Below are 24,547 nucleotides of genomic sequence, written 5' to 3'. Positions count from 1 at the left end.
ATGGGTGGGGAGGCCGAGCATGAGAAGTGCTGACGAGCAGGACTATGTGGACTTCGTACGCCATCAGGCCAACGCTCTGTGCCGGACCGCCTACCTGCTGTGCGGGGACTGGCGGCGGGCCGAGGACGCGACCCAGGAAGCCCTGATCCGGCTGTACCGGATCTGGGGCCGGATCCAGCGCAAGGGCAGCGTCGGCGCGTACGCCCGCAAGGTGGTCGTCTCAACCACCCTGGACGGGCTGCGCCGCAAATCCAGTCAGGAGGTGGTCGGCGGTGACACCTATTTCACGGCTGAGCAGGACAGCTCCGATCCCCTCGGCGTACTCGAGAACAGGCTCGTGATCACCCAGGCTCTCGCCTCCCTGCCACCCCGCCAGCGTGCATGCGTCGTACTGCGGTACTTCGACGAGCTGTCCGTCGAAGAGACCGCCCTGGCCCTCGACTGTCGTCCCGGAACAGTCAAGAGCCAGACCCTGCGTGCGCTGGAGAAGCTGCGCGAAAACCCCGCACTGGCCCATTTCTCCGAACTCGCCGGGGTTGGGAGGCTGACATGACCAAAGAACTCAAGGCCCTGATGGAGCGCGAGAGTGACCGCTCCGACCACTATTTCACGCCGGACCCGGAGGCGATCGTCGCCGCCGGCCGCCGCCGCAACCGGGTTCGCAACCTCGGGGTCGCGGCCAGTGTGCTGACGGTGCTCGTCGTGCTGACCGCCGGGACCGGCCTGGTCCTGCAGCAGCGCGAGGCCCCGGTCGCCGGTCTGCCGAGCCGGCTGCAGGATGCCTACAAGCAGTGCGACACGTCGAGCGGTCGCCGGCTGGGGAAGGAATCCTGGACCTGGCCGGAGGTCAGGTCGGCGATCGACGACTACGGCTCGGCCTCGTTGCGGCGTGACCCCGACAACCCGGATCAGGTCGCCTACTGCGTCACCCAGCCCGACGTACCGGCCGGTTTCCTCCCGCTCGCCCAGCGCAAGGGGATCGTCGTCCGGGTGACCCCGATCGACTCCAAGACCAGGGTGGTCACGGTGGCCGGCCGGACCTACGTCAGCGACGGCGGGACGGTTCTGGTCGCCGTCGGCGGCATCGGCCAGCGGCTCCTCCCCGTGAACTCCAAGATCACCACGTTCGCCTCGCCCACCGTGGTCGGTGAAGCCAGCATCGCCGGCACGTACTACCTCTACCGGACCGTCCAGCACGCCCCGTGGCCCGGTCCGCAGCCCGAGGTGAGCGTGGCGTCGTACCAGCCGAGCGGGCACAGGATCAGCTTCGGGACGTGGTGATCGCGCCAGACATCCGATGTCAGGGATGATGGCGGCATGTATGTGCCGGTTCTGGAGGTCGGGGGAAGTCACGTCACCGCGGCGGTGGTAGCGCCGGACGGGTGGCGGGTCGAAGTGGTGGATCGGATCGACCTGGCTTCACAGCAGGCGGCCGAGGCGGTGGTCGGGCAGCTGGCAGCAGCCGCCCGCAAGCTGCCGACACTCGACGGGTTGGCGATCGCTATCCCCGGGCCGTTCGACTACAGCGCCGGCGTGGGCTGGTGGCAGGGTCAGACGAAGTTCGATGCGCTGTACGGATTCCCGCTCGGGGAAGCGCTGCGCGCCGAGCTCGACCTGGACCGGCTGAAGTTCGTGAACGACGCCGAGGCCTTCGCTGTCGGTGAGTGGACGGCCGGCCTGACCCGCGGCGTCGAGCGCTGCGCAGGCGTCACAGTCGGCACCGGCATCGGTACGGCGTTCCTCGCGGACGGTCACGTGGTTCGTGAGGGCGGCAGCGTCCCGCCCGGCGGTGAGCTCTACCGCACCGACTACGACGGCCACCCGCTGGAGGACTCGATCTCCGGCCGCGCCCTTCTGCACCGCTACTTCGCCCGCACCGGCTCCGACGAGCCCGGCATCGGCGTGAAGGAGATCGCCGACCGCGCCCGCGCCGGCGAGCAGGCCGCCTCCGAATCCCTCCGCGACGGCTTCGCCGTACTGGCCGAAGCCCTCACCCCCTGGATCGACCGCTTCCGCGTCACCCGCACGGTCCTCGGCGGTTCCATCTCCGGCGCCTTCGACCTCGTCCACGACGTCTTCGACTTCGACGTAGTAGCGACCCCCGACACCGAACACGCCGCCATCATCGGCACCGCCGCCCACTCCCTCCGCACTGCCTGACGGCCGACCCCATCTGGCTGTCGGTGGCCCCGGCTACGTTCCTCGTATGGCTTCTCGGAAGATCGCCGGCCCCCGGTTGCGTGCTCAGCTGGACTCCGTCATGCCGGAGGAGATCGAGGATGAGACCCGGTTGCTGGATCTGGGGGTGGAGGATGCGGACCTGAGCGATCTGGAGGTCGAGCATCTGGAGATCGGGGGGTGCCGGCTGACGCGGGGCAGGCTGGCCGGGTCGGATCTGGAGAAGCTGATTCTGGTGGACAGCGAGCTGCTGCACTGTGATGTGGCGAACGCCCGGTGGTCGGATGCGGCGGTGACGCGGGTGGCGATCGTCTCCTCGCGGATGACCGGGTTCGCGGGTCCGGGGATGAGCCTGCAGCACACGACCGTGCGGGACAGCCTGCTGGACTACGCGTCGTTCCGGTTCGCGAAGTTCCAGAAGGTCGAGCTCTCCGACTGCCGCCTGCAGAATGCGGACTTCGTCTCGGCGGATCTCAGCGGCGCGGTCTTCCGGCAGTGTGATCTGAGCGGGGCGGAGTTCTCCCAGGTCAAGGCTGCCGGAGCGCTCTTCGTGGACTGCACCTGGGACGGGGCCAAGGGGCTGGCCTTCCTCGCCGGCGCCACCGTGGCCGCCTCCTCCCCCATCGACACCCTCACCTTCGCCACCGCGGTCACCACCGCAGCCGGAATCACGCTCACCCACCCCGACCAGTGCTAGTTCGCTGACCCCCAACCCGCCCAACCACGGTCAGCGGTGTGGAGTGAGCCTGCCCACGTGCAGGCAGACCCGGACTGAGGGCCCATTAAGGTGGGGCTTGTGACTGACTCGACGATCATCTACACCCACACCGACGAGGCGCCCGCGCTGGCGACGTACTCGTTCCTTCCCGTGATCCAGGCGTACGCCGGGCAGGCCGGTGTCGGGGTCGAGACCCGCGACATCTCGCTGGCGGGCCGGATCATCGCCCTCTTCCCGGAGTTCCTGAAGGAAGAGCAGCGGATCGCGGACGCGCTGGCCGAGCTCGGTGAACTGGCCAAGACGCCGGAAGCCAACATCATCAAGCTGCCGAACGTCTCCGCCTCGATCCCGCAGCTGAAGGCCGCGATCACCGAGCTGCAGGCCCAGGGCTACGCGCTGCCGGACTACCCGGACGAGCCGAAGACCGACGAGGAGCGCGAGATCCAGGCGCGCTACGACAAGGTCAAGGGTTCCGCGGTCAACCCGGTACTGCGCGAGGGCAACTCCGACCGCCGCGCCCCTGCCTCGGTCAAGAACTACGCCAAGACCCACCCGCACCGGATGGGCGCCTGGAGCTCGGACTCCAAGACCAACGTCGCCACCATGGGCGAGAACGACTTCCGCTCGACCGAGAAGTCGACGGTGATCGAGGCCGACGATTCGCTGCGGATCGAGCACGTCGCCGCCGACGGTACGACGACGGTGCTGCGCGAGTCGGTCCCGGTCCTCGCCGGTGAGGTCGTCGACTCCTCCGTCATGCACGTGGCCGCGCTGCGCGAGTTCCTGACCGCCAAGGTCGCCCAGGCGAAGGCGAACGACGTCCTGTTCTCGCTGCACCTGAAGGCCACGATGATGAAGGTCTCCGACCCGATCGTCTTCGGCCACGCGGTCCGCGCCTTCTTCCCGAAGACCTTCGCCCAGTACGGCGAGACGCTGGCGAAGGCCGGTCTCACCCCGAACGATGGCCTCGGCGGCATCCTCAACGGCCTGGCCGACCTCCCCGAGGGTGACGCGATCAAGGCCTCGTTCGACGCCGAGCTCGCCGACGGCCCGAAGCTCGCGATGGTCGACTCGGACAAGGGCATCACCAACCTGCACGTGCCGTCCGACGTGATCGTCGACGCGTCGATGCCGGCCATGATCCGCAGCTCGGGCCACATGTGGGGCCCGGACGGCGCCGAGGCCGACACCCTCGCCGTACTGCCGGACAGCAGCTACGCCGGCATCTACCAGGTCGTCCTGGACGACTGCCGTGAGCACGGGGCGTTCGACCCGGCCACCATGGGCTCGGTGCCGAATGTCGGCCTGATGGCCCAGAAGGCCGAGGAGTACGGCTCGCACGACAAGACCTTCGAGGTCGCCGCAGCGGGTGTCGTCCGCCTCGTCAACGGCGCGGGCGACGTCGTACTGGAGCAGGACGTCGAGGCCGGCGACATCTTCCGCGCCTGCCAGACCAAGGACGACCCGATCCGCGACTGGGTCAAGCTGGCCGTCACCCGGGCCCGCGCGACCGGCGACCCGGCCGTCTTCTGGCTGGACGAGACCCGCGCCCACGACGCCCAGATCATCACCAAGGTCACCAAGTACCTGACCGAGCACGACACCGAGGGCCTGGACCTGAAGATCCTGGCGCCGGTGGAGGCGATCAAGGTGTCGCTGGACCGGATCCGCCGCGGTGAGAACACCATCTCGGTGACCGGCAACGTGCTGCGCGACTACCTGACCGACCTGTTCCCGATCCTCGAGCTGGGTACCAGCGCGAAGATGCTGTCGGTCGTCCCGCTGATGGCCGGCGGCGGTCTGTTCGAGACCGGCGCGGGCGGCTCGGCGCCGAAGCACGTGCAGCAGCTGGTGAAGGAGAACTACCTGCGCTGGGACAGCCTGGGTGAGTTCTTCGCCCTGGCCGCGAGCTTCGAGCACCTGGCGCAGGCGACCGGCAACGCCAAGGCGCAGATCCTCGCCGACACTCTCGACCGGGCCACCGCGACCTTCCTGAACGAGGACAAGTCACCGACCCGTCGCGTCGGCGGTATCGACAACCGCGGCAGCCACTTCTTCCTGTCCCTGTACTGGGCCCAGGAGCTGGCCGCGCAGACCGACGACACCGAGCTCGCCGCCCTGTTCACCAAGCACGCCGAAACCCTGGCCGCCAACGAACAGACCATCGTCGACGAACTGATCGCCGTACAGGGCTCGCCGGCCGACCTCGGCGGCTACTACCAGCCCGACCCGGCCAAGGCCGCCGCGATCATGCGCCCCTCGAAGACCTGGAACGACGCGCTCGCTTCTTTGTAAATTAAGGCGCGTTAAGGATGCCTTGAGCGCTGTTGCCGCCACTTTCTCCTACCCGGAGAGTGGCGGCAACTTCATGTTCGAGGAGGCATCGTGGATTCACGGCGAGTCGTCAGCAACATCTTCAAAGGCTCGATGGGCAATCTGGTCGAGTGGTACGACTGGTACGTCTACACGGCGTTCGCGTTGTACTTCGCCCCGGTCTTCTTCCCCAAGGGCGACGCGACCAGCCAGCTGCTGAACACCGCAGGCGTGTTCGCGGTCGGGTTCCTGATGCGGCCGGTCGGGAGCTTCCTGCTCGGTCGGTACGCCGATCGGCACGGCAGGCGGGCCGCCCTGACGTTGTCGGTCACCCTGATGGCGACCGGCTCGCTGGTGATCGCCTGTACGCCGGGGTTCGCGTCCATCGGTCTTGCCGCGCCGGTGCTGCTGGTGACAGCACGGTTGCTGCAGGGCCTGTCCGTCGGTGGTGAGTACGGGACCTCGGCGACGTACATGTCGGAGGTCGCGACCGACAGCCGGCGCGGGTTCTTCTCCAGCTTCCAGTACGTGACGCTGGCATCAGGTCAGCTGGTGGCACTCGGCGTCCAGATCGCATTGCAGCAGACGTTGTCGAAGGAAGACCTGGCGGCCTGGGGCTGGCGGATCCCGTTCGTGATCGGGGCTGCGGCCGCGGTGATCGTGTTCTGGCTGCGGCGGTCGATGGACGAGTCCGCGGAGTTCGAGGCGCAGCCGAAGAGCCGCCGGTTCAAGCAGGGTTCGCTGCGGGAGCTGGCCCAGCACCCGCGCGCGGTGCTCACGGTCGTCGGGCTGACGCTCGGTGGCACGGTCGCGTTCTACACGTTCACGACGTACCTGCAGAAGTTCATGGTGAACACGACCGGGCTGGAGAAGTCGCAGGTCACCTGGATCAACTTCCTTGCCCTGCTGATCTTCGTGCTGCTGCAGCCGGTCGGCGGAATGCTGTCCGACAAGGTCGGTCGCCGGCCGCTGCTGATCTTCTTCGGTATCGGGGCCACGCTGCTCACCGTGCCCATCCTCACCGCCCTCGAGGATGCGACACCGGTCACGGCGTTCCTGCTGATGCTGGCCGGACTCGTCATCGTCAGCGGGTACACCTCGATCAACGCGATCGTGAAGGCCGAGCTGTTCCCGACGGCGATCCGCGCGCTCGGGGTCGGCATGCCGTACGGCGTCACGGTGGCGATCTTCGGCGGTACGGCGGAGTACGTCGCGCTGTGGCTCAAGGACGCCGGCCACGAGTCCTCGTTCTACTACTACGTGAGTGGCTGTGCGCTGGTCAGCCTGATCGTCTACCTGACGATGTCCGAAACGCGCGGCCGGATGAAGGCTCAGCACTCCACGGCCCGTCCAGTGGGTAAGCCGCGGACACCAACGGCACAATGACCCAATGCGCACACTCATCGCCGAGGACGACGAGACGCTCGGTCGTTCGCTCCGGGATGTGCTGAGCGCCAACGGTCACGAAGTCACGCTGGTCGGCCGCGGGGAAGACGTTCTGCTCCGGCACGCGGAGGCCCAGGTCATCCTGCTCGACCTGGGCCTGCCGGATATCGACGGACTCGAGGTACTGCGCAAACTCCGCCGGGTCGACGACGTGGTGGTGATCGTGCTGACCGCCCGCGACGACGAACGTTCCGTCGTCCTGGCACTCCGGCTCGGCGCCGACGACTACCTGACCAAACCGGTCCGGCTGGCCGAACTGCTGGCCCGGATCGAGGCCTCGGCCCGGCGCTACCGACGGTCGGCTCCGGACGGTACGGCGTACGAGGCGGGCGGGCTGCGGATCGACTTCGGACTGCGGTCGGTGACGCTGGATGAGGTGGCGATCCACCTGACGCCGATCGAGTTCGACATCCTGGCCGTGCTGGCCCGGCGGGCCGGGACCGCGGTCAGCCGGGAGATCATCCAGGACGAAGTCTGGGGCGACGCGTTCGTCACCAAGTCGAAGGCGCTGGACGTGCATCTGCATCAGCTCCGCGGGAAGCTCGGGCGACCGGTGATCACCACGATCCGGCGTTTCGGGTATCGGCTCGAACCATGAGAGCCCGATTGATGGGCGTGCTCGCGATCGTCTCGTTCGTCCTGCTCGCGGCGCTCGTGATTCCCTTCCTGGACTCGGTTTCGGACACCCGCACCCAGACTCTGCAGCTCACCCGGAGCGCTGCGCTCGACCGCTTCGCCGGGTTGGCCGGACGGGCCGCTGCTGACGGTGACTACAGCAGGGTCCGCGCGGAGGCCGAGCGGCATCAGGAGCTGTACGCCGAATCTGTTCTGATCACCGATGCGTCCGGTCACGTCATGGTGTCGACGGGTGGGACAACGCTCGCGTCACCGGGGGTGGGCGCAGTCGCCGAGCTGGCGGCTCGCGATCTGCCCCAGCTCACGCTCGACACCCTGCGTCCGTGGAGTTCCTCCCGGACGCTGATGGCCACGCCGGTTGGTTCGCCCCAGGAGCCGGCCGGCGCGGTGGTGCTGGCGGTGGATGCACGCGGCGCTCTTCACGACGTAACGCGGTCGTGGGCGGTCATCTGCGCGGCCGCGGTGGCGGCACAGCTTCTGCTGCTGTTGCTGGCCGCGAGGGCCGCTTCCTGGGTGATCAGGCCGGTCGGGCGGCTGGAGGACGCGGTCGTCGAACTCGGACGGTCGGGTGGGTGGAACCAGCCGCTGGAGGCGAGCGGTCCGCCGGAGCTGCGACGGTTGGCACGATCGGTCGAGGTGATGGGCGCGACGGTCCAGCGGTCGATCGACGTACAGCGGCAGATGGTTGCCGACTCCTCCCATCAGCTCCGGAACCCGTTGGCGTCGTTGCGACTGCGGGTCGATGCGCTCGATCCTGGGATTGCCGGCCTCACCCACGTGCAACACGATCTGGAGCGGTTGGAGAACGTCCTCGCCGGCCTTTTGAAGCTCGCGGCCATCGAGAGCCGGATCACCGACGGCCGAGCTGAACCCACGACCGCGACCTGCCTGGTCGAGGCCGTCCTGCAGGAGGAGATCGATACCTGGCAGCCGACGGCGGGCGACATCACCCTGGAGCTGGACGCGGATGGCGGACTGATCGCGGCCGTCGATGAGCACGACCTGGGGCAGTTGGTCGGCGTCCTGCTCGACAACGCGATCAAGTACGCCGGCCCGGGCGCGCACGTGGTCGTCTCCTCAACGCGAGGTCCCGACGGCATCGTCATACAGATCGCCGACGACGGACCCGGGATTCCGTCGGACGAGCTGGCACTGGCCACCCAGCGCTTCTGGCGCGGTACCGGCAAGAGCCTCGGAACCGGCCTGGGACTGGCCATCGCCGAACAAACCGCCTTGGCTATCAGCGGCACGCTGGAACTGTCGGCAACCCACCCGCACGGTCTCACCGCCACCATCAAGTTGCCGGAAGCAACATGAGAAGGCGGACAGTGCTCTTGGGCGCAGCCGGTCTGATGCTGGCTGGATGTGGTCGTGGGCCGGCGGTTGATCGGCTGACGATTGCGGCCGGGGAGACTGGTGGGTTCTACCTGGAGTTTGCGCAGTTGCTGGCGATTCAGTTGCGGGTGGCGGGGGTTGCTCGGGAGGTGGTGGTTCGGGAGACCGGCGGGAGCACGGACAACCTGCGGCTGCTCGCCGCGCGGGAAACCGATCTGGCTCTGAGCCTCGCGGACGCCATCACATCCGGACCGTCCATCCGCGCACTGGGCCGCGTCTACGAGAACTACCTGCAATGCGTGGTCCGCGCGGACAGCCCGTACAAGTCTCTGACCGACCTCGCCGGTACGACGATCTCCGCCGGTGCCGCCGGATCCGGGGCCGCCGTCACCGCGGCCCGGCTGCTCACCGCGGCTCGTGTGGAGTGCACGCAGGACCACCTCCCACTCGAGAAGGCCGCCACCGCGATCGCCGAGAACCGGGTAGCCGCGATGTTCTGGTCCGGTGGCGTCCCGACCACCACGCTCGACAGGCTGAGCCGCCGTACCCCGATCCGCCTGCTGCCGCTCGGCGACTGGCTCGCCCCACTCCGCCGTACTTTCGGCTCCGTCTACCAGGACGTCCAGGTCCCGGCCGGTGTCTACAAGGCTCCCGGAGCGGTGGACGTCCTCGGCATCCCGAACTTCTTGCTCTGCCGACCGGACCTGCCGAACGCGGTCGCCCGCGAGGTCGCCAACACCCTGGTCCGGCAGGCCCGGTTGCTGGTCCCACCCTCCGCGGTCGGAGCGCAGTATCTGAACCTCCAGTCCCTGGTCGTCACCACGCCCATCCCCCTGCATTCCGGCGCAGCCGCGGAGTACCAGCACCTCTACGGCTAGCGTCGGTAACGACATGTAGTAGTGGGTTTCGGCGGGCTGATCCGCCTGTGGCTAGGCGGGGGCCAGGGCTTGGAGCAGGACTACTACGTGTCCTTACCGACGACAAATACGTGGCCGTGCTGCTCATCGCCTTCCTACACTGACGGAATGACAGCGACCAGATCCGTGCTTGCGGCGCAGGCGACGGACTTTCCCCGGTGGTACCAGGATGTGATTGCCAAAGCCGAGCTCGCCGACAACGGGCCGGTGCGGGGCACGATGATCATCCGACCGTATGCCTACGGGATCTGGGAGCTGTTGCAGGCGGCAATGGACCGGCGGATCAAGGAGGCCGGCGCGGAGAACGCCTACTTCCCGCTGCTGATTCCCGAGAGCTATCTGCAGCGGGAGGCCGAGCACGTCGAGGGTTTCAGTCCCGAGCTCGCCGTCGTCACGCACGCCGGCGGCAAGCAGCTCGAGGAACCCGCCGTGATCCGGCCGACCTCGGAGACCATCGTCGGTGAGTCGATGGCGAAGTGGATCCAGAGCTACCGCGATCTCCCGCTCCTGCTGAACCAATGGGCGAACGTCGTCCGCTGGGAGCTGCGGCCCCGACTCTTCCTGCGCACGAGCGAGTTCCTTTGGCAGGAGGGGCACACGGCACACGCGTCAGCTGAGGAGGCCCGGGAGTACGCGACGCGGATCGCCCTGGAGGTCTACCGCGAGGTGATGGCGAACATACTCGGGATTCCGGTCGTGGTCGGGCGGAAGACGCGGCGCGAGCGGTTCGCCGGTGCGGTGAACACGATCGCGCTCGAGGCGATGATGGGTGACGGCAAGGCGCTGCAGATGGGCACGTCCCACGAGCTCGGGCAGAACTTCGCCCGCGCCTTCGACATCGGCTACCTGTCGTCCGAAGGTCAACGCGAGCTCGCTTGGACGACGTCCTGGGGCAGCACGACCCGGATGCTCGGTGGGCTGATCATGGTGCACGGCGACGACGCCGGACTCCGCGTCCCGCCGCTGGCTGCGCCCACCCAGGTCGTCGTACTGGCCGTCAAGGAGGAGACGCTCGAGGTTGCCGGCCGGCTTGCCGACGACCTGCGTGCTGCCGGCGTTCGGGTGCACCTCGACAACCGCACCGACCAGCCCTTCGGCCGACGCGCCGTCAACTGGGAGCTCAAGGGAGTCCCGATCCGCGTCGAGATCGGCCCTCGCGACCTGACGGCCGGCGTGGCAACCGTCGTACGACGCCTCCGCGCCTCGGCGAAGTCCGCCGTGGGACTGTCCGACCTGGTGCCGACCGTGCTGGAGGCGCTCCAGGCCGACCAGACCTGGCTCTACGACGAGGCGCTGGCCCGCCAAACCGCCCGCACCACAGCGGTCTCCACCGTCGACGAGGCCATGGAAGCAGCCGCCACCGGCTGGGCCACCCTCCCGTACGACGTCATCGGCGAGGAAGGCGAAGACCGCCTGGCCACCGCCGCCCTCACCGTCCGCTGCCTCCAACGCTCGGACGGCTCGCTGCCGACGGAAGACGACGAACGCGGCCAGACCGCGTTCGTCGCCCCGTGCGAAAGTTTGATCGGTTGTTGGGGTCGGCTTACAGCATCAGGGGGGGGGGCGAGGTGGGCGGGGTGTCTTTGACCCGGCGGGTCTCTCCTGGGAGGAGCCAGAAGTAGTTGTCGGTGTAGGTGGCGGGGAGGACTCGGTTGCCGGTGCGGTCGCGCAGCGACAGACGGGTGAGGGCTGCGACTGTGCTGCCGGTGTTGCGGATGGTGGCGGTGAGTTTGCCGCGGACAGCAGTCATCCGTACGTCGAGTTTCGCGGCGGGCAGTGAGTTGAGGCGCTGGAGGTCGGTGGGCTTGCGGTAGCGCCAGTAGGTGTTCTCGGACAGGACCTTGCCGGCGGCATCGGTCAGTTTGAGCCGGAGCAGGTGCAGCGCCGGAAGGTCAGCGCCGAAGGCAACCTTGAACCCCTCCGTCTTGTTGCTGGCGGCAACGGTAATCGCCTGAGCGACCGAGCTGAGCCGGACGCCGTTCAGATCGTAGAGCTCGGCCGTCACCGAGGCCGTCAACGGCGACGTCGTGTGGTTGAGGACGACTGTCGTCCAGTCGGGCTGGTTCGCCTGGACGTGGATCGCCTCGCAGCCCTTGCGGGCACCGTAGTAGCTGCCGTTGACATCGAGGTCGTAGTCGTACGTCTGCCAGACGGTCGAATGCCAGGCCGGATGTGACATCCACAGCAGCAGCGCCGACGCGTCGTTCCACAAGTGCGCGTTCCAGGCCTCGAACATCGCCCGCATGTTCTCGTAGTTCACGAACTGCGCCTTGCGGGTGAACTCCTCCAGTCCACTCGACGATCCGAGCCGCTCGTCGATCGCACCGAGGTACGTCGCCGGCCGTTGGTTGCCGTGTTCCGACCAGTCGTGATGGAACCACGGCGTACCGATCGGCCAGCCCGGGTCCTCAGGGCCGACCAGGTTGCGCATCGACTCGACGACCGGGATCGTCGGCATCCCGATCTCGGTGTGGAAGCCGAAGTTGAAGGTGTCGTAGGTGTTCGCGTCGAAGTACTTGGCCGGGTCGACCCAGTAGTACGGACCGTGCCCCGAGACGAACCCGGCCGCCGAGTCCGGCAGGTACAGGATCTCGTCGTCCTCTTCCCGGATCGCAGCCTGGATCCCCTCGTGGATCGCGGGCGGCGGGTGCTGTTCGTTCGCCGCGCACCAGACCACGATGCACGGATGCGTCCGGTACCGGACGATCGTGTCGCGCGCGATGTCGACGTACCCGGGCAGGTTGTCGGTGAACGGACCGGCTTCCCAGAAGTCGTTCCAGACCAGGATCCCGTTCTCGTCGCAGGCCTGGTAGAACTCCTCCCGCGTACTCGACCCGATCCAGTTGCGGATCATCGTGAAGTTCATGTCGCGGTGCATGCCGATCACCGCGCGCATCTTCTCCTCGGGCATCCGGCGCAGCAGTTCGTCCCAGCCCCAGTTGCCACCGCGGCAGAAGATCCGGACGCCGTTCACGCTGATCTTCAGCGGCACCGGCGCGTTGCTGACCTCCTGCACCTTGCGCCACTCGTTACCGTCGTCCGACACCTGGATCTCGAACAGCGACGCGTACGCCGTCTCCCACAGCAACTCGATCCGGTCGAAGGACCGCGCTGACCCCAGGTCCACCTGGATCCACTGATCATCGCTGTACGCCGACGACCAGCGGCTGCGGTCGTCGCCGTCGATCGCGTTCTGAGCCGGGCTCCCGTCGTCGTCCGAGGCAGTCGCCGTACCGGACCTCGCAAGGTCGACCGAGGGGTCGGCGCTGTCCTTGATCGCCAGTGTCCACAGGGAATATCCCCACCCGGTCGCCCGGCGCCTGCCCTGGATCCTCAGGTAGCGCGCGGTCTGCTTGGCGATGTCGACGATCTGCAGTGCACTGTTGGTCGCCGGGTCGATCTTGATCGGGATCTCGTAGTCGTAGCCGAACTCACGAATCCCGAAGGTCGTCTTGCGGCTGTCGCTGACCGTGCTGCCGACGGTCGCCGTGACGGTGAGCGTGTGCAGCGCGGGATCGCCGTACCCATTGGGCCACCAGAGCTTCGGGTTGTCGATGGCAACGGTGTCGAAGGCAACTTTCGCACTCGCGCCAGCTTGCAGCGTCACCGTCTTGCTGACCGCCCAGCCATCAAAAGCAGCCTTGACCGTGACAGTGCGCTGGCCTGTAGAGGCGTTCCGCACCGGCACGGTGATCGCGACAGTGGCGTGATCGGCACGAGGTACCTTCGTCACCACGCGGGCATCACCCAGTACGGCGTCGCCCGTGAAGCGCAGGCGGACGTGGTTCCAGATCCCGGCCGCGCGGTCGCGAACCGCGGGCATCCAGTCCCAGCCGGACGCTGCGAGCAGGGTCGGCGAGTCGAGGTACAGCGTGGCGGCCTGCACGAACGCCTGTCCCGCATCGCCCTTGTCACCGGCGGATCCGGGGTGCGGCATCGGCGTGATCTTCACCGCGAGCGCGTTCTTCGCCTTCAGCGCGGCCGTCACATCGAGGGCCACCCGGGCGAACGGATGCTTCACCGTGCCGACCGAGACGCCGTTCAGCCAGACATCTGCCTGATGGTTGATCCCGTCGAACTCGAGCCAGGCCCGCGTCCCCGAAGCTGCCGGGCGATCGAACTTCCGGTGGTACCACCAGACGTGCCGGCTGAGCGCCTCCGGGATCTCGAGGTTGTTCATCCCCTCGACCGGATCAGGGAAATGCCCTTCCTCCACGAGCGATCCGAGCACGGTCCCGGGGACGAGCGCCGGCAACCAGGTCGACGTGTCCTGACTGGGCTGCGCGAGTACGGCGCCATCCGCCGTACCGGCGAAGTCATCCATGGTCAGCGTCCAGCCGGACTCGATCGGGAAGGTTCCGTCGGCGGCTTTGGCCAGCGCCGGCGGGCGATCGGCATGCTTGCCCCAGTCGGTCCACCCGGTCGCGGGCGGACGGGAGGCCGTCGTACTGCCGTAGACCTGGAAGCCGTTGAGGCCAAGGGCGTTCGTGTTGGCCTGTCGACTGGCGGTCAGGCGCACGTACTGCGCAGTGACCGGACTGTCGAGGGTGACGTCGACAGTGCCACCAGTACTGTCGCTCGCCTGGTGCACGTTGCGCCACGTCGAACCGTCGGTCGAGATGTCGACCCGGAAGTCCAGCGGCGAACTCGAGAGCAGCTCCTGACCGGTCGTGTTCCCGTACGGGTTGGCACCGGAGAAGTCGAAGGCCGGATCCGTCGAGGTCGCCTCGAACGTCAGCCGCACGGACTCCACCCGGCACTTCGCCTGCAGGTCCACCACCAGCCACTGCGGGTCGTTCCCGGCCGCCCGCCACCCCGATCCCCGGACGCCCGGCACCGCCAGCCCGTCGACCGCGAACTCCGGCGGCGTCGCGGCGTACGCGCTCGAGGACGCCCGCACCGGCCGGTACTTCGCCAAGTCGGTCTTCGGCTGGTTCGTGACGGCCTCGGAGCTGAGCGGCAGCGTCACGCTCGCCAGCAAGCCACCACTCGCGGCCAGGAACGTACGACGGGACAACGGATCCACGGGGAGCCTCCAGGACGGACTGGATAATTCCTAATTAACAGCCACCCGGGAAGTTACTTCAACTGCTCAAGTATGTCTACGGGGCGAGGTACTTCCGCACGTCATCGGCCACCTGGGCCCGGTGCGCCATCCCGTACTTGCGCAGAATGGCGCTGAGATGGGTCTTCACGGTGTTGAGGCTGATCCCCAGCTCGGCCGCCAGCTGGTCGTTGTCCAACCCGTCCGCCAGCAGTACCGCGATCCCTTGCTGAGCCTTCGTCAGCCCGGCGAACCGCCGTTCCGGCCCTTCGTCGGTGTCCATCAGCATCTCGATCAGCTCGGACTGGATGTGCTCGGTCGTCTCGACGATCCGGACCAGATGCCCGTGCACCTCGCTCGGCACGGCATCGGCCGACATCGCCTCCCCGGCGATCTCCCGGATCGACGCGATCCGATGGGTCAGGTACTCCATCACGTGATCCGACGTGAGCAACCCCGGCCCGACATCCCCGGCCGGCAACCGCCGCAGCGCGTCCCGGTCCTCCCCCTCCCGGGTCAGCACCCGCTCGACCACACCGGCAATCCACTCGAACGCCCGGACGGCGTTGTCGTCGTACGAATGCGCCGCGTAACTCTGCATCGACAACATCCCGAACAGCTGATCCGCCCCGTCCTTCACCGACCGGAAGATCGGAACCGTCACCGCATCCGCCGACCGCCGCCCGACAGCCCCGATCGGTACGCCGGCATGCAGCGCAGCCCCGTTGTCGTACGCGAACCGATACGTCTGCCGATGCTTCAGCAACCACGCCGTCTGCCCTTGCGGCCCGAACCGGTGCGTATCCGGATCGACGTACTGCCCGTCGTCGTACCCGTACGGATACCGCACCCGCGTCGCCCCGTGCAGGAACCCCACATAGAACGTGTCCACCCGCGCGACCTTCGCCACCACGACCCGCACATAGTCGTACAGGCCGTAGTGATCGGCGCGGAACAGCGCCTGAATCTTGTGATAGGCCTCGCGCAGGATGATCGCAGTCTCGGCGTCAACCCTCAGCGGGGCCGGCCCGTCTTCCGGCACGACGCACCCCTGCTCTATCGATCAACGCTGACTATGCCCAAGCAACCCCCGAAAGCCAAGGGATCAGCTCACCCGCCGGGCGGTCGTCCGGCCCGGCAGCAGCTCCTCGATCAGGGACTCGGTCTCCGCGCTGACCACTGCTCCCTCACGTTGCGCCATCTCACCCAGCTGCTGGACCACCTGTTCGGCGGCCCGCTGACCGGACGAGCGGAACTCCGCGATCAGGAGGTCCCGCCACAGGTACTCCGAGCTGACGGCCAGCCGCAGCCCAGCCCGTGCGGCGGTCGAGGCACCAGCGGGATCGTCGTCACCGAGCGACAACTCGGCCAGCCGATGCGACGCGTTCACGACCAGATCCGGTACGACGCGCTCCAGGTGCACCCGCGCCAGCCACGAACACGATCCCGGCGCTCGGTCACCGAGGAACGGTCCGCGCACCAGATGCATGGCTCGCCGGAGCAACTCGCGCTCGTCCCTGGTGGTCTGCGCGGTCCGGCTGCGCCGCAGGAGCTCACAGAAGCAGTCCCAGTCCACCGCGACCTCAGGCCCCAGGTACAGGCGGCCGGTCGGGTCGATGCGGAGCTGGTGCGACCCGGTGGAGTCCGTCCCGAGCCACTGCCGAACGCGAGCCACGGTCGCATCCCGCACCTCGGCCGTGACACCACGTGGCCACACCGACGCGGCCAACACACTCGGATGCACACCGCCTGGGTGCAGTGCCAGGAAGGCGACGACCTCGACCGCGAGCGCAGAGCGGGCCGGCTCGATGTCGCCCGGCGTCCGGACATCCAGACGGCCGAGCACGCCAACCCGCACTTTGGCGGTGGCCCAGCTCGAGTCGTCACCGGACCGGCCGGCATTCGGGATCCGGAGCTGCCCGGTCGGGTCCGCGCTGGCCGTGCTCCGGGCCGCGGCCAGCAGATCGGTCACCTGGTGCAGCGACTTCTCGCTCAGCCGGCTGGCCTGCACCGTCAGATCGAGCGCGGGGATCCGCAACATGCCGGACTCGTCGACCAGCAACTGCCAGCGCGCCCCGGGCACCGGACCGGCAACGAGCAGACCGAACCCGCTCCGCCCACGGCCCGCAAGTGCACCCAACCGCGACACCGTGGCCTCACTCGGCGGTGCACCGAGGACGACGTACCGCGGCATCTCGTCCGCCGCCCGACCGAGCTGTCCGCTGAGTACGTCGGACCGCGGGTCGGCGCCCTCGAGCTCGGGCAGCACCGCCTCGATGTCGTGGATCACGCGCAGCCGGTCGCTGAGGATCTCGTCGAGCCCGTCCGGCAGCGAGGACGCGGTCACCTCAAGCAAGTCGGCCCAGGGGTTGGTGGCCAGCTGGACGGCTACCGAACTTGCGACCTCCCGGGCCACCACCGCGTCACCGTTGATGCTGACAGCCCCACTGGCTGCCTCGAGATCGATCAACGCATCGCGACCCTGGTCGTCGCGGCCGAGGCACACCAGAGCCGGGTACGGCGCTGGGCCACCGGTGTCCGGTACGACCTCCGTGCGAGCGATCCGCCACCGCCGGCCGTCATCGAGAACCTCCCACGGCGACGGTGCGCCGGTCTGGCCAGGAGCCAGCATCAGCTCGATCCACTCGTCCCCGACCAGTACGGCGAAGATGGACGGCAGCGGCAGGTGCTGTGCTTCGCAAAGCTGAGCGAGCGAACGGAGCGCGTGGTCGAGGGCCAGCGAGCGCCTCGGGTCCCCGCCGACCCGCAGCGCGACCTCCGCCGTGGTCGCTGCCTGGTCGGGGTCACTGCCCCGCCGCCGGCGACGCTCGATCAGAAGCACAGCCAGCAGGCCCGCAGTCAGCAGACCGCCACCCAGAAGGTCGGCCGGCAGCCGCCAGCGCGTATCGGTCTGATTCGCGCCGGCCTGATCACCCGGTTGCTCGACCGGTGCAGTGTGCCCGCCGTCCTCGACCGCGGGCCGATGCGGCTCCGGCGTGGTGATCGGCTTCGGCTCCGGAGTCGGCTGCCGCTCCTCGACCTGCTCGACCGGGATCCGCGAAACCCCGACAGCGTCCTCCGGCATGATCAGCTGCCAGCCCGGCATGATCAGCCGGGCCAGATGCAGCCGCTGACCGTCCAGCTGCGGACGATCCTTGTTGAGCTCGTAGATCTCCTTGTACCGGCGGCCGTCACCGAGATGCTTCTCCGCGATGTCCCACAGACTGTCGTGGTGATGGGAACGCGGCGCCTTGACGAGGTACACCTTCTTGCCGGCAAGGGGATTCGAGCTCTCGGCCGCTGCCACGACACGCTCGGGGGTAGCCGTCGCGGTCGGTGCCGGCTGAGCCACGGTGACGCTGTGAGTCACCGGCGGCGGCGGTGCATGCGCGGGCGAACTGGCGGAGGCGGTCCCGGTCGCGATCCCCGTGACGATGATCGCGCTGACCAGAATCCGGGCGATGCGCTGACTGCCACCACCCAGCGGGATCGGCCGCGGGACACCACGACCACGGAGTGCACTGCGTAACTCGGCAACGACGCAGATCACGAAATGCAGCCAGGCGAGCCAGACCACGAAGGTGAGCACCGACAGCACCGTGCCGACGCCGACCGGACTCGTCAGCGACTCACGCGTCGGCCAGCTGTGCGGCACCGGCGGCGGCCCGGTGAAGATCGCCAGGGCGACCGGAATCCCCACTACCAGCGCCAGCAGAGCCACGGCGGCAAGCACCGCCCGGCCGACGGAACGCTGCTGTGGCTGAGCGCTCTCGTCGACCAGGAAACGGGCCGGGCCCGGTGTTCGGGACATCGTCTTTCCTCCTGCTAACCGTCCACGGCGACTGCCGTGGCCTCGCCGCGCACAGTGAACGATCCGATCCCTGCCAGATTCAGCAACACGGTGTCGACAGTGCCCGCGGCAGACACTGTCACGGCGTTGCCGTCAACCTGTACGTCGATGTCGTGGTACCCGCGTTCGGCCATGAACCCGGTGGCCCGGTCGATGGCCGTGCCGGCATTGACCTGCAGCTCATCCTCCAGGCGCAGTGCGGTCTCGTCGGTGGCGTCCGCGCCGTACCTGGCCGCCTGCTCCGCGTCGTCGGTGATCCGTTCGCGTCCGTTCATGGCCAGGCCACCATCGATGACCAGGCCCGCCGCGACCATCAGGACGGTGGCGAAGCCGAGCAGGAAGACCGTCGCGGAACCGCGGTCGTCACGTCTCGTCATCGAAGCTCTTATGGGTGTCCAGGGGCGCCGAGCTACTGGCGCTCACTCGTTTGGAGCCGGGCAGGCCGAGCAGCCCGAGACCGGCGTACGACACGTCGCAGCTGATCGTGACGGTAATGGTGCCGCCGGGACCGAAATCACCGGTGAGCTCGGCCGGGGCGCACCGCTCCGGGTGTTCGACAGCGACCGCGGCGACCCGATCCGCGGCCGCGGACGCCTTCCCGGCCGACCGCTCCAGCGAAGCCGCCCGGACGGCGTCCCGGCTGGCGGCCTCGATGTCGCCCCGGACCGCGACGTACCGGCCGCAGGCGACCACCAGGAGGACGAACGCCAGCATCACCGGCGCGAGGATGACCATCTCGACGGCCATCGACCCGCGCTCCCGCTCACTCGTCGTCACGGAACTCCTCCAACGGACCCTGGACCGACTGCGACACGGTCGGCGGATTCAGGAACGGGGTGATTTTCAGGGCATGCCCGGTCACCACCACCCGGACCTCGTGCTCGCCGACCGGCTCGACGGTCACCGTGACGTCCTCGAGGATGCCTTTGCCGATCTTCTCCGTGTACGCCGTTCCTGCGTCCGCGGCCGCGTCCCGGTCCAGCGTGGTCCGCGCCGTCCGGGCCGCCTCCCGCGCCGCCGAGGAGGCCGCCTGGTTGCCGAGATAGATCAGCGCGAACTGGATGGCCAGGAAGATCATCAGCATCAGCAACGGCGCATAGATGACGAGCTCTATCGTGCTCACCCCACGCTCGGACCGCCGGCGACGCCGCATCTTCATGTGCTCTGGTCCCGCGATCAGTCGCCGAGCTCGAGGTCGTTGGCCTTACCGGTCAGCCGGTTGTAGAGAATGAGGCCGACGGCGATCGCGATCCCGGCGACTGCTGCCGAGATCAGCACCCACTCCACCGCGGACACGCCCTGCTCGGTCCTGCGGGCCCGCTCGAGCCGGGCACCGATCAGGACCCGGACCAGCTCCAGGTGCATCGAGTTCTTCATTGTTGTTCCTTCCTGTGAACGGTTCGATCCGGAGTCCGGGTCAGAACCCCATCACCCGGGAAACCGCCGGGTAAGCCAAAAAGATCAGGAAGCCGATGGCGAGCAGCATCTGTGCCATCAGCATCGACTGCGACTGGGTCTGCGCCCGGCCTTCGGTGTCGGCCAGTTCGCGCCGGCGCATCGACGTGGCCCGGGCCGCCAGGGACTCCCGGACCTTGGCGCCGTCCTCGGCGACCAGGGCCAGCGCGGTGGCCAGGTCCCGCAACTCGTCGACGGACAGCTCCTCGCCGAGCTCGCCGAGCGCCGCCCACGGAGTGATGCCCTGCAGGCGAGCGGTCTCGAGCGTGTCCCGGATCCGGACGAACGCCCAGCCGTCGCTGATCCCGGCGGCCGACGACAGCGCCTCCGGGACACCACGGCCACCGGCCAGGTTCATCGCGACCAGATCGAGGAAGGCGCTCAGGACATGCCGGAAATCGCGGCGGCGGTCAGCGGCCACGGTCCGCAACTGGGTCGTCGGGACCACCAGGCCGAGCAGAGCACCGATCAACGACAACCAGATCGGAATGACCACCGGGATGCCCCCGGTGACCAGGCTGACCGGGGCGAGCAGCAGGATCGGCGAGAAGAACCCAGCGACCCCGGACATCAGGCTGGTGGCCAGGTGCGCCTCCAGCGAGCGGCCGGCCACGCCGAGATCCGCGCGAACCGATGCCGGGATCTGAACCCCGCGGGCCTCCAGGAACCGGCGCAGATTCGTTCCCAGGCGGCGCGCCCGTAGCGATTCGGCCTGGTGCCGGCGATCCGCGGTGAGGCTGAGCTCCCGGGTGAACCGGCGCCGATCGCGGTCCAGCTGGGCCAGCGCGACCGGGCCGGCCGGCGCGGATCGGTCGATCATCCGGAGCGCGACGAACAGCCCCGCGCCGACGATCGCACCGCACACCATGATCAGCGTCATCGGCGGACCCCGCCGTCGACGTCGGGCAACCGGTCGCGGGCGTGCAGAAAGCGTTCCGGAGTCTCGAAGGCCGCGAGCCGCCGCAGCCAGACGAAGCCGAGCGCGTAGAGGCCGAGGATCACCAGCAGGACGACCTGCCCGATCGGCGTCGAGTACGGCTCGACGTAGGGCCGATTCAGGATCGACAACCCGAAGACGAAGAGCAGCGCGACCCCGATCACGATCCGCACGCTCCGTCGGGTACCCCGGCGGCCGGCGCTGACCCGCTGCCGCATGTCGAGCTCGGCCCGGGCGGAGTCTGCCAGCGAAGTCAGCACCTCACGCAGGCCAGGACCGCGCAGCCGGGAATTCAGAATCAGTGTGGCGACGATCAGATCCACACTGGAGTCGTCCATCTCGTCGGCGAACCGCTGCAGAGCCTGCCCCAACGGAACCCGCACCCTGAGCCGGTCCGCCAGCGCCGACAGCTCCTTCACGATCGCCGGGGACGCGGCGTACGCGGTCGCCGGGATCGCCTGCTCGAGGCCGACAGCACCGGCCACGGTGTCCCGCAAGGACTCCGTCCAGTTCGCCACACCTTCGAGGCGGGCGATCGCCACCCGCTCCTGCTGCGAGCCGCCGAACAGCATCGGCCAGGCGAAGACCAGCACCCCGGCAGCGATCGCAGCGACCGGCCACCGGGTCAGCAGCAGGATCAGCAGGCCGGCACCGATGGCGATCGGCAGCCGCAGACCAGCTCGGCGAACGGTGCCGAGCAGCGCCGACGGTGTCTTGACCTCGGTCGACTCGGCGCGCGGGATCAAGGCCAGAACCAGCACCAGCAGCGCGCCACCCGCCACGGCACCAGCCACGACGATCATCAGCAGCGTCACGGACGGCGTACTCACGTCACCCACCCCGCAGGCGCGTTCGCCCGGTAGCCCACAGCCTGAAGCTCCGCCATGCAGGCGATCGGCGCCGCGGGTACGGCAATGCCATCGGGGCCTTCGGCAAATACCTCGCTCGACAGCACCCGCCCGTCGACGCCGTTGACCTCCCGCACCGAGGTGACGACCCGGCGCAGCGCACCGCCCTGCGCGAACTCGTTGCGTCGTTCAACGAACACGACGAAGTCGATGGCACCGGCGATCAGCATCATCGTGGCATCGGCCGGAAGCCGCTCGGCGGACTGGATCGCGTAGGTGCAGATCCGGTTGAACACCTCGAGCGAGGAGTTCGAGTGGATCGTCGACAGCGAGCCGTCGTTACCCTGGCTCATCGCGTTCAGCATCGTGACGATCTCGTCGCCCAGCACCTCGCCGACGATCACGCGGCTCGGGTTCATCCGCAGACTTCGCCGTACCAGCTCGCCCATCACGATCGCGCCCTGACCCTCGGAGTTCGGCAGCCGCTCCTCCATCGCCAGCACGTTGGGGTGCAGGTCCTCGAACTCACCGAGGCCGAGCTCGAGCGCCCGCTCGACGGTGATGAGACGCTCCTCCGGCGGGATCTCGTTCGCCAGGGCCCGCAGCAGGGTGGTCTTTCCGGCGTTCGTCGCGCCGGCGATCATGATGTTCTTCCGGGCCCGGACGGCGGCCGACAGGAACGCGGCCAGTTCCATGCTGATCGTGCCGTGCTCGATCAGGCTCTCCAGGCTGACGCGGGACAACCGGGCCCGGCGGATCGACAGCGACGGCCGGGCCACCACACCCATCAGCGCGGACAACCGGCTGCCGTCGGGCAACCGCAGGTCGAGTTGAGGGTTCGCGGCATCGAACGGACGGCTGGCGAGCCCCGAGTACGCCGCGAGGGTCTGGATCAGCTCGACCAGCTCGTCGTCGTTCTCCGCGACCGGGATCCCGCGTTCCTCACGACCGTCGGCGTACCCGATGAAGACCCGGTCGCAGCCGTTGATGTCGACGTTCTCCACCATCGGGTCGTCGAGCAGCGGCTGCAGCCGGCCGACACCGAAGAGGGCGGCATGGATGCCGTCGGCAAGGTCTTGTTCGTCACTCGCGCTCGGCGGCGTCCGGCCGGCGGCAAGCTCGGAGCGAGCGTGGTCCTCCAGCACCCGCGCGACCACCGCCCGGGCGAACTGACGCTCGTCCTCCGCGGTCATCTGCGGCAGGCCGTTGGCCGTGTCCTCGCGCCGCTGCCGGGCGAGGATCTCGGCGACCTGTTCGCGCAGGCTGCGCACCAGCGACTGATCCATCAGACACTCCCCTGCGCAACTGACGTCTGGGCGCCGGCGCGATCCCGGCCGAGCCGGCGAAGCCGTTCGCCGATCTCTGCCGCCGATCGGGTCAGCAGAGACTGCCTGGCCCGGCGACCGTCGCCGGTGCGGATCGCGGCGGCCGCCTTGTCGTCCTCGGCCAGGATGCCGAGCACCGATGTCCGCAGGCCGGCTTGATCGAGGATCGCCTGCACGTCCGTGGCCGTCCGGGCATCGCGGTACGACGTGATCAGGGCCACTCCGACGGGCACACCGTCGTACCCACCGAGCTTCAGCATCTCGGACAGGCCGCGGATCAGCTCACGCAGGTGGGACAGGCCCTCGAGCGTCGGCCGGGCCAGCATCAGCACCGCATCCGCGCTCTGCAGCACCGGCATGGTGACCGCACCAGGTGCCAGCCGGCCGCAGTCGGCCAGGACATCGCGGCCGGGAACCGAACGGAGCGACTTCGCGAGGTGCTGCCAGGTCGAGCCGAGGCCCTGCACCTGATCAGGTGACGTCACCCCGGTCAGAACCTCGAGACCGCCGGAGATCTGCTGGACGTGATCGGACAACTGCACCTCGGCCGCACCACGCCGTACGGCGGCTCCGAGCGACAGCAGACCGCGGTTCGGATCGAGCGGCGCGCCCGAGGTGTCGCGGTACCGCAGCGCGATGTCACCACCGGCCGGGTCGAGATCGGCCAGGATCGGCTCCCCCGGCCAGATGCCGGACAGCACGACCGCCGACGTGGTGACGCCCGGCGAACCCTTGGCGGCGGCGAGGACGTAGAGACCCACTATCGCCCCTTCAGCGACGTCCCGCTCTTGAGGAGCGCGACCGCAATCTTGTTGTTGCCCGAGGCATCGGCCACGGCGCTGACGGAAACCTGGTCGACCAGCACCGTCACGGTCTGTGTCTCGGACGACGAGGACTTGCTGCCGAGGCCGGAGCCCTTGTCGGTCGGCGACTTGACGTCGAGGACGACAGCGTCACCGAGCACCGCACCGGGCGTCGAGACCGCACCGATCCGGAGCAGCCTGACCTGGTCCCCGGGAGTCAGTCCGCCGGCCGGGTAACGACCCTCGGCCAGCGCGATACCGACGGCGGCCTTGCCGTCCTGCAGCGGGCCGTTGTCGGTCAGCATCCTCGAGTCCAGCAACTGTCCCTTGCTGAACGCAACCTTCATGTACTTGCCGATCGCCACGCGGGCCTGGGACTCCTCCATCAGCCCGGGCACGTCCGCGGCGACCCGGGTCACCGTCAGGTCGCTGACCTCGATCCTCTCGCCGGCCGCGATGTCCCGCGAGACCTGCAGATACGACTGCCGCTCATCCATCCGGACCGCGAGCAGCCCGGCGATCAACGCGCCGCCGACCACCAGCAGCGCCGCCAGGGCCGCGACCGCCGGCCGCCGCCGCTTGGGCGCCGCCGGGAGCCGGGACGACGCGCCCGCTCCACCTGCCGTTCGCTGGGCACGCTGACGTTGCCGATCGACCGACTCCGTGCCGGCTGTGCTGGACATCTACCGCTCTCCTCAAAACATCAAGCGGGCTACGTCCACAAGAGATCCTCGCCCGCCCC

The 24,547-nt window shown here is 68.5% G+C and carries 22 protein-coding genes; 10 read left to right on the top strand and 12 right to left on the bottom strand.

Annotated features, from left to right (window positions below):
* The first annotated feature begins 19 nt into the window (after positions 1-19).
* From ACFCV3_RS39925 to proS, 10 genes are all read left to right on the top strand, one after another.
* On the top strand, positions 20-553 hold the full coding sequence (locus ACFCV3_RS39925) for a SigE family RNA polymerase sigma factor (protein ID WP_376039947.1): 534 nt from the start codon (positions 20-22) through the stop codon (positions 551-553).
* The gene (locus ACFCV3_RS39920) at positions 550-1,281 is read left to right on the top strand and encodes a hypothetical protein (protein WP_376039945.1); all 732 of its coding nucleotides are present in this window, start codon (positions 550-552) and stop codon (positions 1,279-1,281) included. Before ACFCV3_RS39925 ends, ACFCV3_RS39920 begins: the two co-directional genes overlap by 4 nt.
* 36 nt (positions 1,282-1,317) lie before the next feature.
* The gene (locus tag ACFCV3_RS39915; protein ID WP_376039943.1) at positions 1,318-2,160 is read left to right on the top strand and encodes an ROK family protein; all 843 of its coding nucleotides are present in this window, start codon (positions 1,318-1,320) and stop codon (positions 2,158-2,160) included.
* A gap of 46 nt (positions 2,161-2,206) precedes the next feature.
* Entirely contained in the window at positions 2,207-2,875 is a 669-nt protein-coding gene (locus tag ACFCV3_RS39910; protein WP_376039940.1) for a pentapeptide repeat-containing protein, read from the top strand.
* Positions 2,876-2,974: 99 nt separating this feature from the next.
* A complete protein-coding gene (locus ACFCV3_RS39905) occupies positions 2,975-5,191 on the top strand; it encodes an NADP-dependent isocitrate dehydrogenase (protein ID WP_376039937.1) in 2,217 nt (738 codons plus the stop codon).
* A gap of 90 nt (positions 5,192-5,281) precedes the next feature.
* Positions 5,282-6,595 carry an MFS transporter gene (locus ACFCV3_RS39900; protein WP_376039935.1) on the top strand — a complete coding sequence of 438 codons (1,314 nt, stop codon included), beginning with the start codon at positions 5,282-5,284 and terminating at the stop codon, positions 6,593-6,595.
* Positions 6,596-6,599: 4 nt separating this feature from the next.
* Entirely contained in the window at positions 6,600-7,253 is a 654-nt protein-coding gene (locus ACFCV3_RS39895; RefSeq protein WP_376039932.1) for a response regulator transcription factor, read from the top strand.
* Positions 7,250-8,608, top strand: a complete 1,359-nt coding sequence (locus ACFCV3_RS39890) for a sensor histidine kinase (protein ID WP_376039930.1) — start codon at positions 7,250-7,252, stop codon at positions 8,606-8,608. The genes ACFCV3_RS39895 and ACFCV3_RS39890 overlap by 4 nt, the downstream gene beginning before the upstream one ends.
* Positions 8,605-9,504 (top strand): TAXI family TRAP transporter solute-binding subunit, encoded by a 900-nt coding sequence (locus ACFCV3_RS39885; protein WP_376039928.1) that lies wholly within the window; start codon positions 8,605-8,607, stop codon positions 9,502-9,504. Before ACFCV3_RS39890 ends, ACFCV3_RS39885 begins: the two co-directional genes overlap by 4 nt.
* A 147-nt stretch (positions 9,505-9,651) precedes the next feature.
* Positions 9,652-11,130 (top strand): proline--tRNA ligase, encoded by a 1,479-nt coding sequence (gene proS / locus ACFCV3_RS39880; protein WP_376039926.1) that lies wholly within the window; start codon positions 9,652-9,654, stop codon positions 11,128-11,130.
* On the opposite strand, the gene ACFCV3_RS39875 is transcribed toward proS, so the two are convergent.
* From ACFCV3_RS39875 to ACFCV3_RS39820, 12 genes are all read right to left on the bottom strand, one after another.
* Complete coding sequence (locus ACFCV3_RS39875) at positions 11,087-14,569, bottom strand: discoidin domain-containing protein (RefSeq protein WP_376039924.1); 3,483 nt, start codon at positions 14,567-14,569, stop codon at positions 11,087-11,089. The genes proS and ACFCV3_RS39875 overlap by 44 nt on opposite strands.
* 76 nt (positions 14,570-14,645) lie before the next feature.
* On the bottom strand, positions 14,646-15,629 hold the full coding sequence (locus ACFCV3_RS39870; RefSeq protein WP_376039921.1) for a LuxR family transcriptional regulator: 984 nt from the start codon (positions 15,627-15,629) through the stop codon (positions 14,646-14,648).
* Between the two features lie 63 nt (positions 15,630-15,692).
* Positions 15,693-18,398 (bottom strand): BTAD domain-containing putative transcriptional regulator, encoded by a 2,706-nt coding sequence (locus tag ACFCV3_RS39865; protein WP_376039918.1) that lies wholly within the window; start codon positions 18,396-18,398, stop codon positions 15,693-15,695.
* 14 nt (positions 18,399-18,412) lie between these two features.
* Positions 18,413-18,814: a TadE/TadG family type IV pilus assembly protein gene (locus ACFCV3_RS39860; protein WP_376039916.1), complete on the bottom strand. Its 402-nt coding sequence runs from the start codon at positions 18,812-18,814 to the stop codon at positions 18,413-18,415.
* The gene (locus tag ACFCV3_RS39855) at positions 18,801-19,214 is read right to left on the bottom strand and encodes a TadE family protein (RefSeq protein ID WP_376039913.1); all 414 of its coding nucleotides are present in this window, start codon (positions 19,212-19,214) and stop codon (positions 18,801-18,803) included. The genes ACFCV3_RS39860 and ACFCV3_RS39855 overlap by 14 nt, the downstream gene beginning before the upstream one ends.
* Positions 19,201-19,560, bottom strand: coding sequence for a TadE/TadG family type IV pilus assembly protein (locus ACFCV3_RS39850; protein WP_376039910.1), 360 nt, complete (start codon positions 19,558-19,560; stop codon positions 19,201-19,203). Before ACFCV3_RS39850 ends, ACFCV3_RS39855 begins: the two co-directional genes overlap by 14 nt.
* A gap of 53 nt (positions 19,561-19,613) precedes the next feature.
* Positions 19,614-19,814 carry a hypothetical protein gene (locus ACFCV3_RS39845; protein WP_376039907.1) on the bottom strand — a complete coding sequence of 67 codons (201 nt, stop codon included), beginning with the start codon at positions 19,812-19,814 and terminating at the stop codon, positions 19,614-19,616.
* A gap of 40 nt (positions 19,815-19,854) precedes the next feature.
* Positions 19,855-20,772, bottom strand: coding sequence for a type II secretion system F family protein (locus ACFCV3_RS39840; RefSeq protein ID WP_376039904.1), 918 nt, complete (start codon positions 20,770-20,772; stop codon positions 19,855-19,857).
* Positions 20,769-21,659, bottom strand: coding sequence for a type II secretion system F family protein (locus ACFCV3_RS39835; protein ID WP_376039902.1), 891 nt, complete (start codon positions 21,657-21,659; stop codon positions 20,769-20,771). Before ACFCV3_RS39835 ends, ACFCV3_RS39840 begins: the two co-directional genes overlap by 4 nt.
* Positions 21,656-22,963, bottom strand: a complete 1,308-nt coding sequence (locus ACFCV3_RS39830; protein ID WP_376039899.1) for a CpaF family protein — start codon at positions 22,961-22,963, stop codon at positions 21,656-21,658. The genes ACFCV3_RS39835 and ACFCV3_RS39830 overlap by 4 nt, the downstream gene beginning before the upstream one ends.
* Positions 22,963-23,763 (bottom strand): MinD/ParA family protein, encoded by an 801-nt coding sequence (locus ACFCV3_RS39825; protein WP_376039896.1) that lies wholly within the window; start codon positions 23,761-23,763, stop codon positions 22,963-22,965. Before ACFCV3_RS39825 ends, ACFCV3_RS39830 begins: the two co-directional genes overlap by 1 nt.
* Positions 23,763-24,488, bottom strand: coding sequence for an SAF domain-containing protein (locus ACFCV3_RS39820; RefSeq protein ID WP_376039894.1), 726 nt, complete (start codon positions 24,486-24,488; stop codon positions 23,763-23,765). Before ACFCV3_RS39820 ends, ACFCV3_RS39825 begins: the two co-directional genes overlap by 1 nt.
* Positions 24,489-24,547: the final 59 nt, after the last annotated feature.

Origin of the sequence: Kribbella sp. NPDC056345 (genome assembly GCF_042262745.1) — a bacterium.
Classification (GTDB): domain Bacteria; phylum Actinomycetota; class Actinomycetes; order Propionibacteriales; family Kribbellaceae; genus Kribbella.
Note: the sequence above shows the minus strand (reverse complement) of the source record. Positions and strands in the feature narration are given on the sequence as shown.

Coding starts and splice junctions, on each gene's coding strand:
- ACFCV3_RS39925 (WP_376039947.1), top strand. CDS start 20: ATGAGAAGTGCTGACGAGCAGGACTATGTGGACTTCGTACGCCATCAG.
- ACFCV3_RS39920 (WP_376039945.1), top strand. CDS start 550: ATGACCAAAGAACTCAAGGCCCTGATGGAGCGCGAGAGTGACCGCTCC.
- ACFCV3_RS39915 (WP_376039943.1), top strand. CDS start 1,318: ATGTATGTGCCGGTTCTGGAGGTCGGGGGAAGTCACGTCACCGCGGCG.
- ACFCV3_RS39910 (WP_376039940.1), top strand. CDS start 2,207: ATGGCTTCTCGGAAGATCGCCGGCCCCCGGTTGCGTGCTCAGCTGGAC.
- ACFCV3_RS39895 (WP_376039932.1), top strand. CDS start 6,600: ATGCGCACACTCATCGCCGAGGACGACGAGACGCTCGGTCGTTCGCTC.
- ACFCV3_RS39890 (WP_376039930.1), top strand. CDS start 7,250: ATGAGAGCCCGATTGATGGGCGTGCTCGCGATCGTCTCGTTCGTCCTG.
- ACFCV3_RS39885 (WP_376039928.1), top strand. CDS start 8,605: ATGAGAAGGCGGACAGTGCTCTTGGGCGCAGCCGGTCTGATGCTGGCT.
- proS (WP_376039926.1), top strand. CDS start 9,652: ATGACAGCGACCAGATCCGTGCTTGCGGCGCAGGCGACGGACTTTCCC.
- ACFCV3_RS39865 (WP_376039918.1), bottom strand. CDS start 18,398: ATGTCCCGAACACCGGGCCCGGCCCGTTTCCTGGTCGACGAGAGCGCT.
- ACFCV3_RS39860 (WP_376039916.1), bottom strand. CDS start 18,814: ATGACGAGACGTGACGACCGCGGTTCCGCGACGGTCTTCCTGCTCGGC.
- ACFCV3_RS39845 (WP_376039907.1), bottom strand. CDS start 19,814: ATGAAGAACTCGATGCACCTGGAGCTGGTCCGGGTCCTGATCGGTGCC.
- ACFCV3_RS39840 (WP_376039904.1), bottom strand. CDS start 20,772: ATGACGCTGATCATGGTGTGCGGTGCGATCGTCGGCGCGGGGCTGTTC.
- ACFCV3_RS39830 (WP_376039899.1), bottom strand. CDS start 22,963: ATGGATCAGTCGCTGGTGCGCAGCCTGCGCGAACAGGTCGCCGAGATC.
- ACFCV3_RS39820 (WP_376039894.1), bottom strand. CDS start 24,488: ATGTCCAGCACAGCCGGCACGGAGTCGGTCGATCGGCAACGTCAGCGT.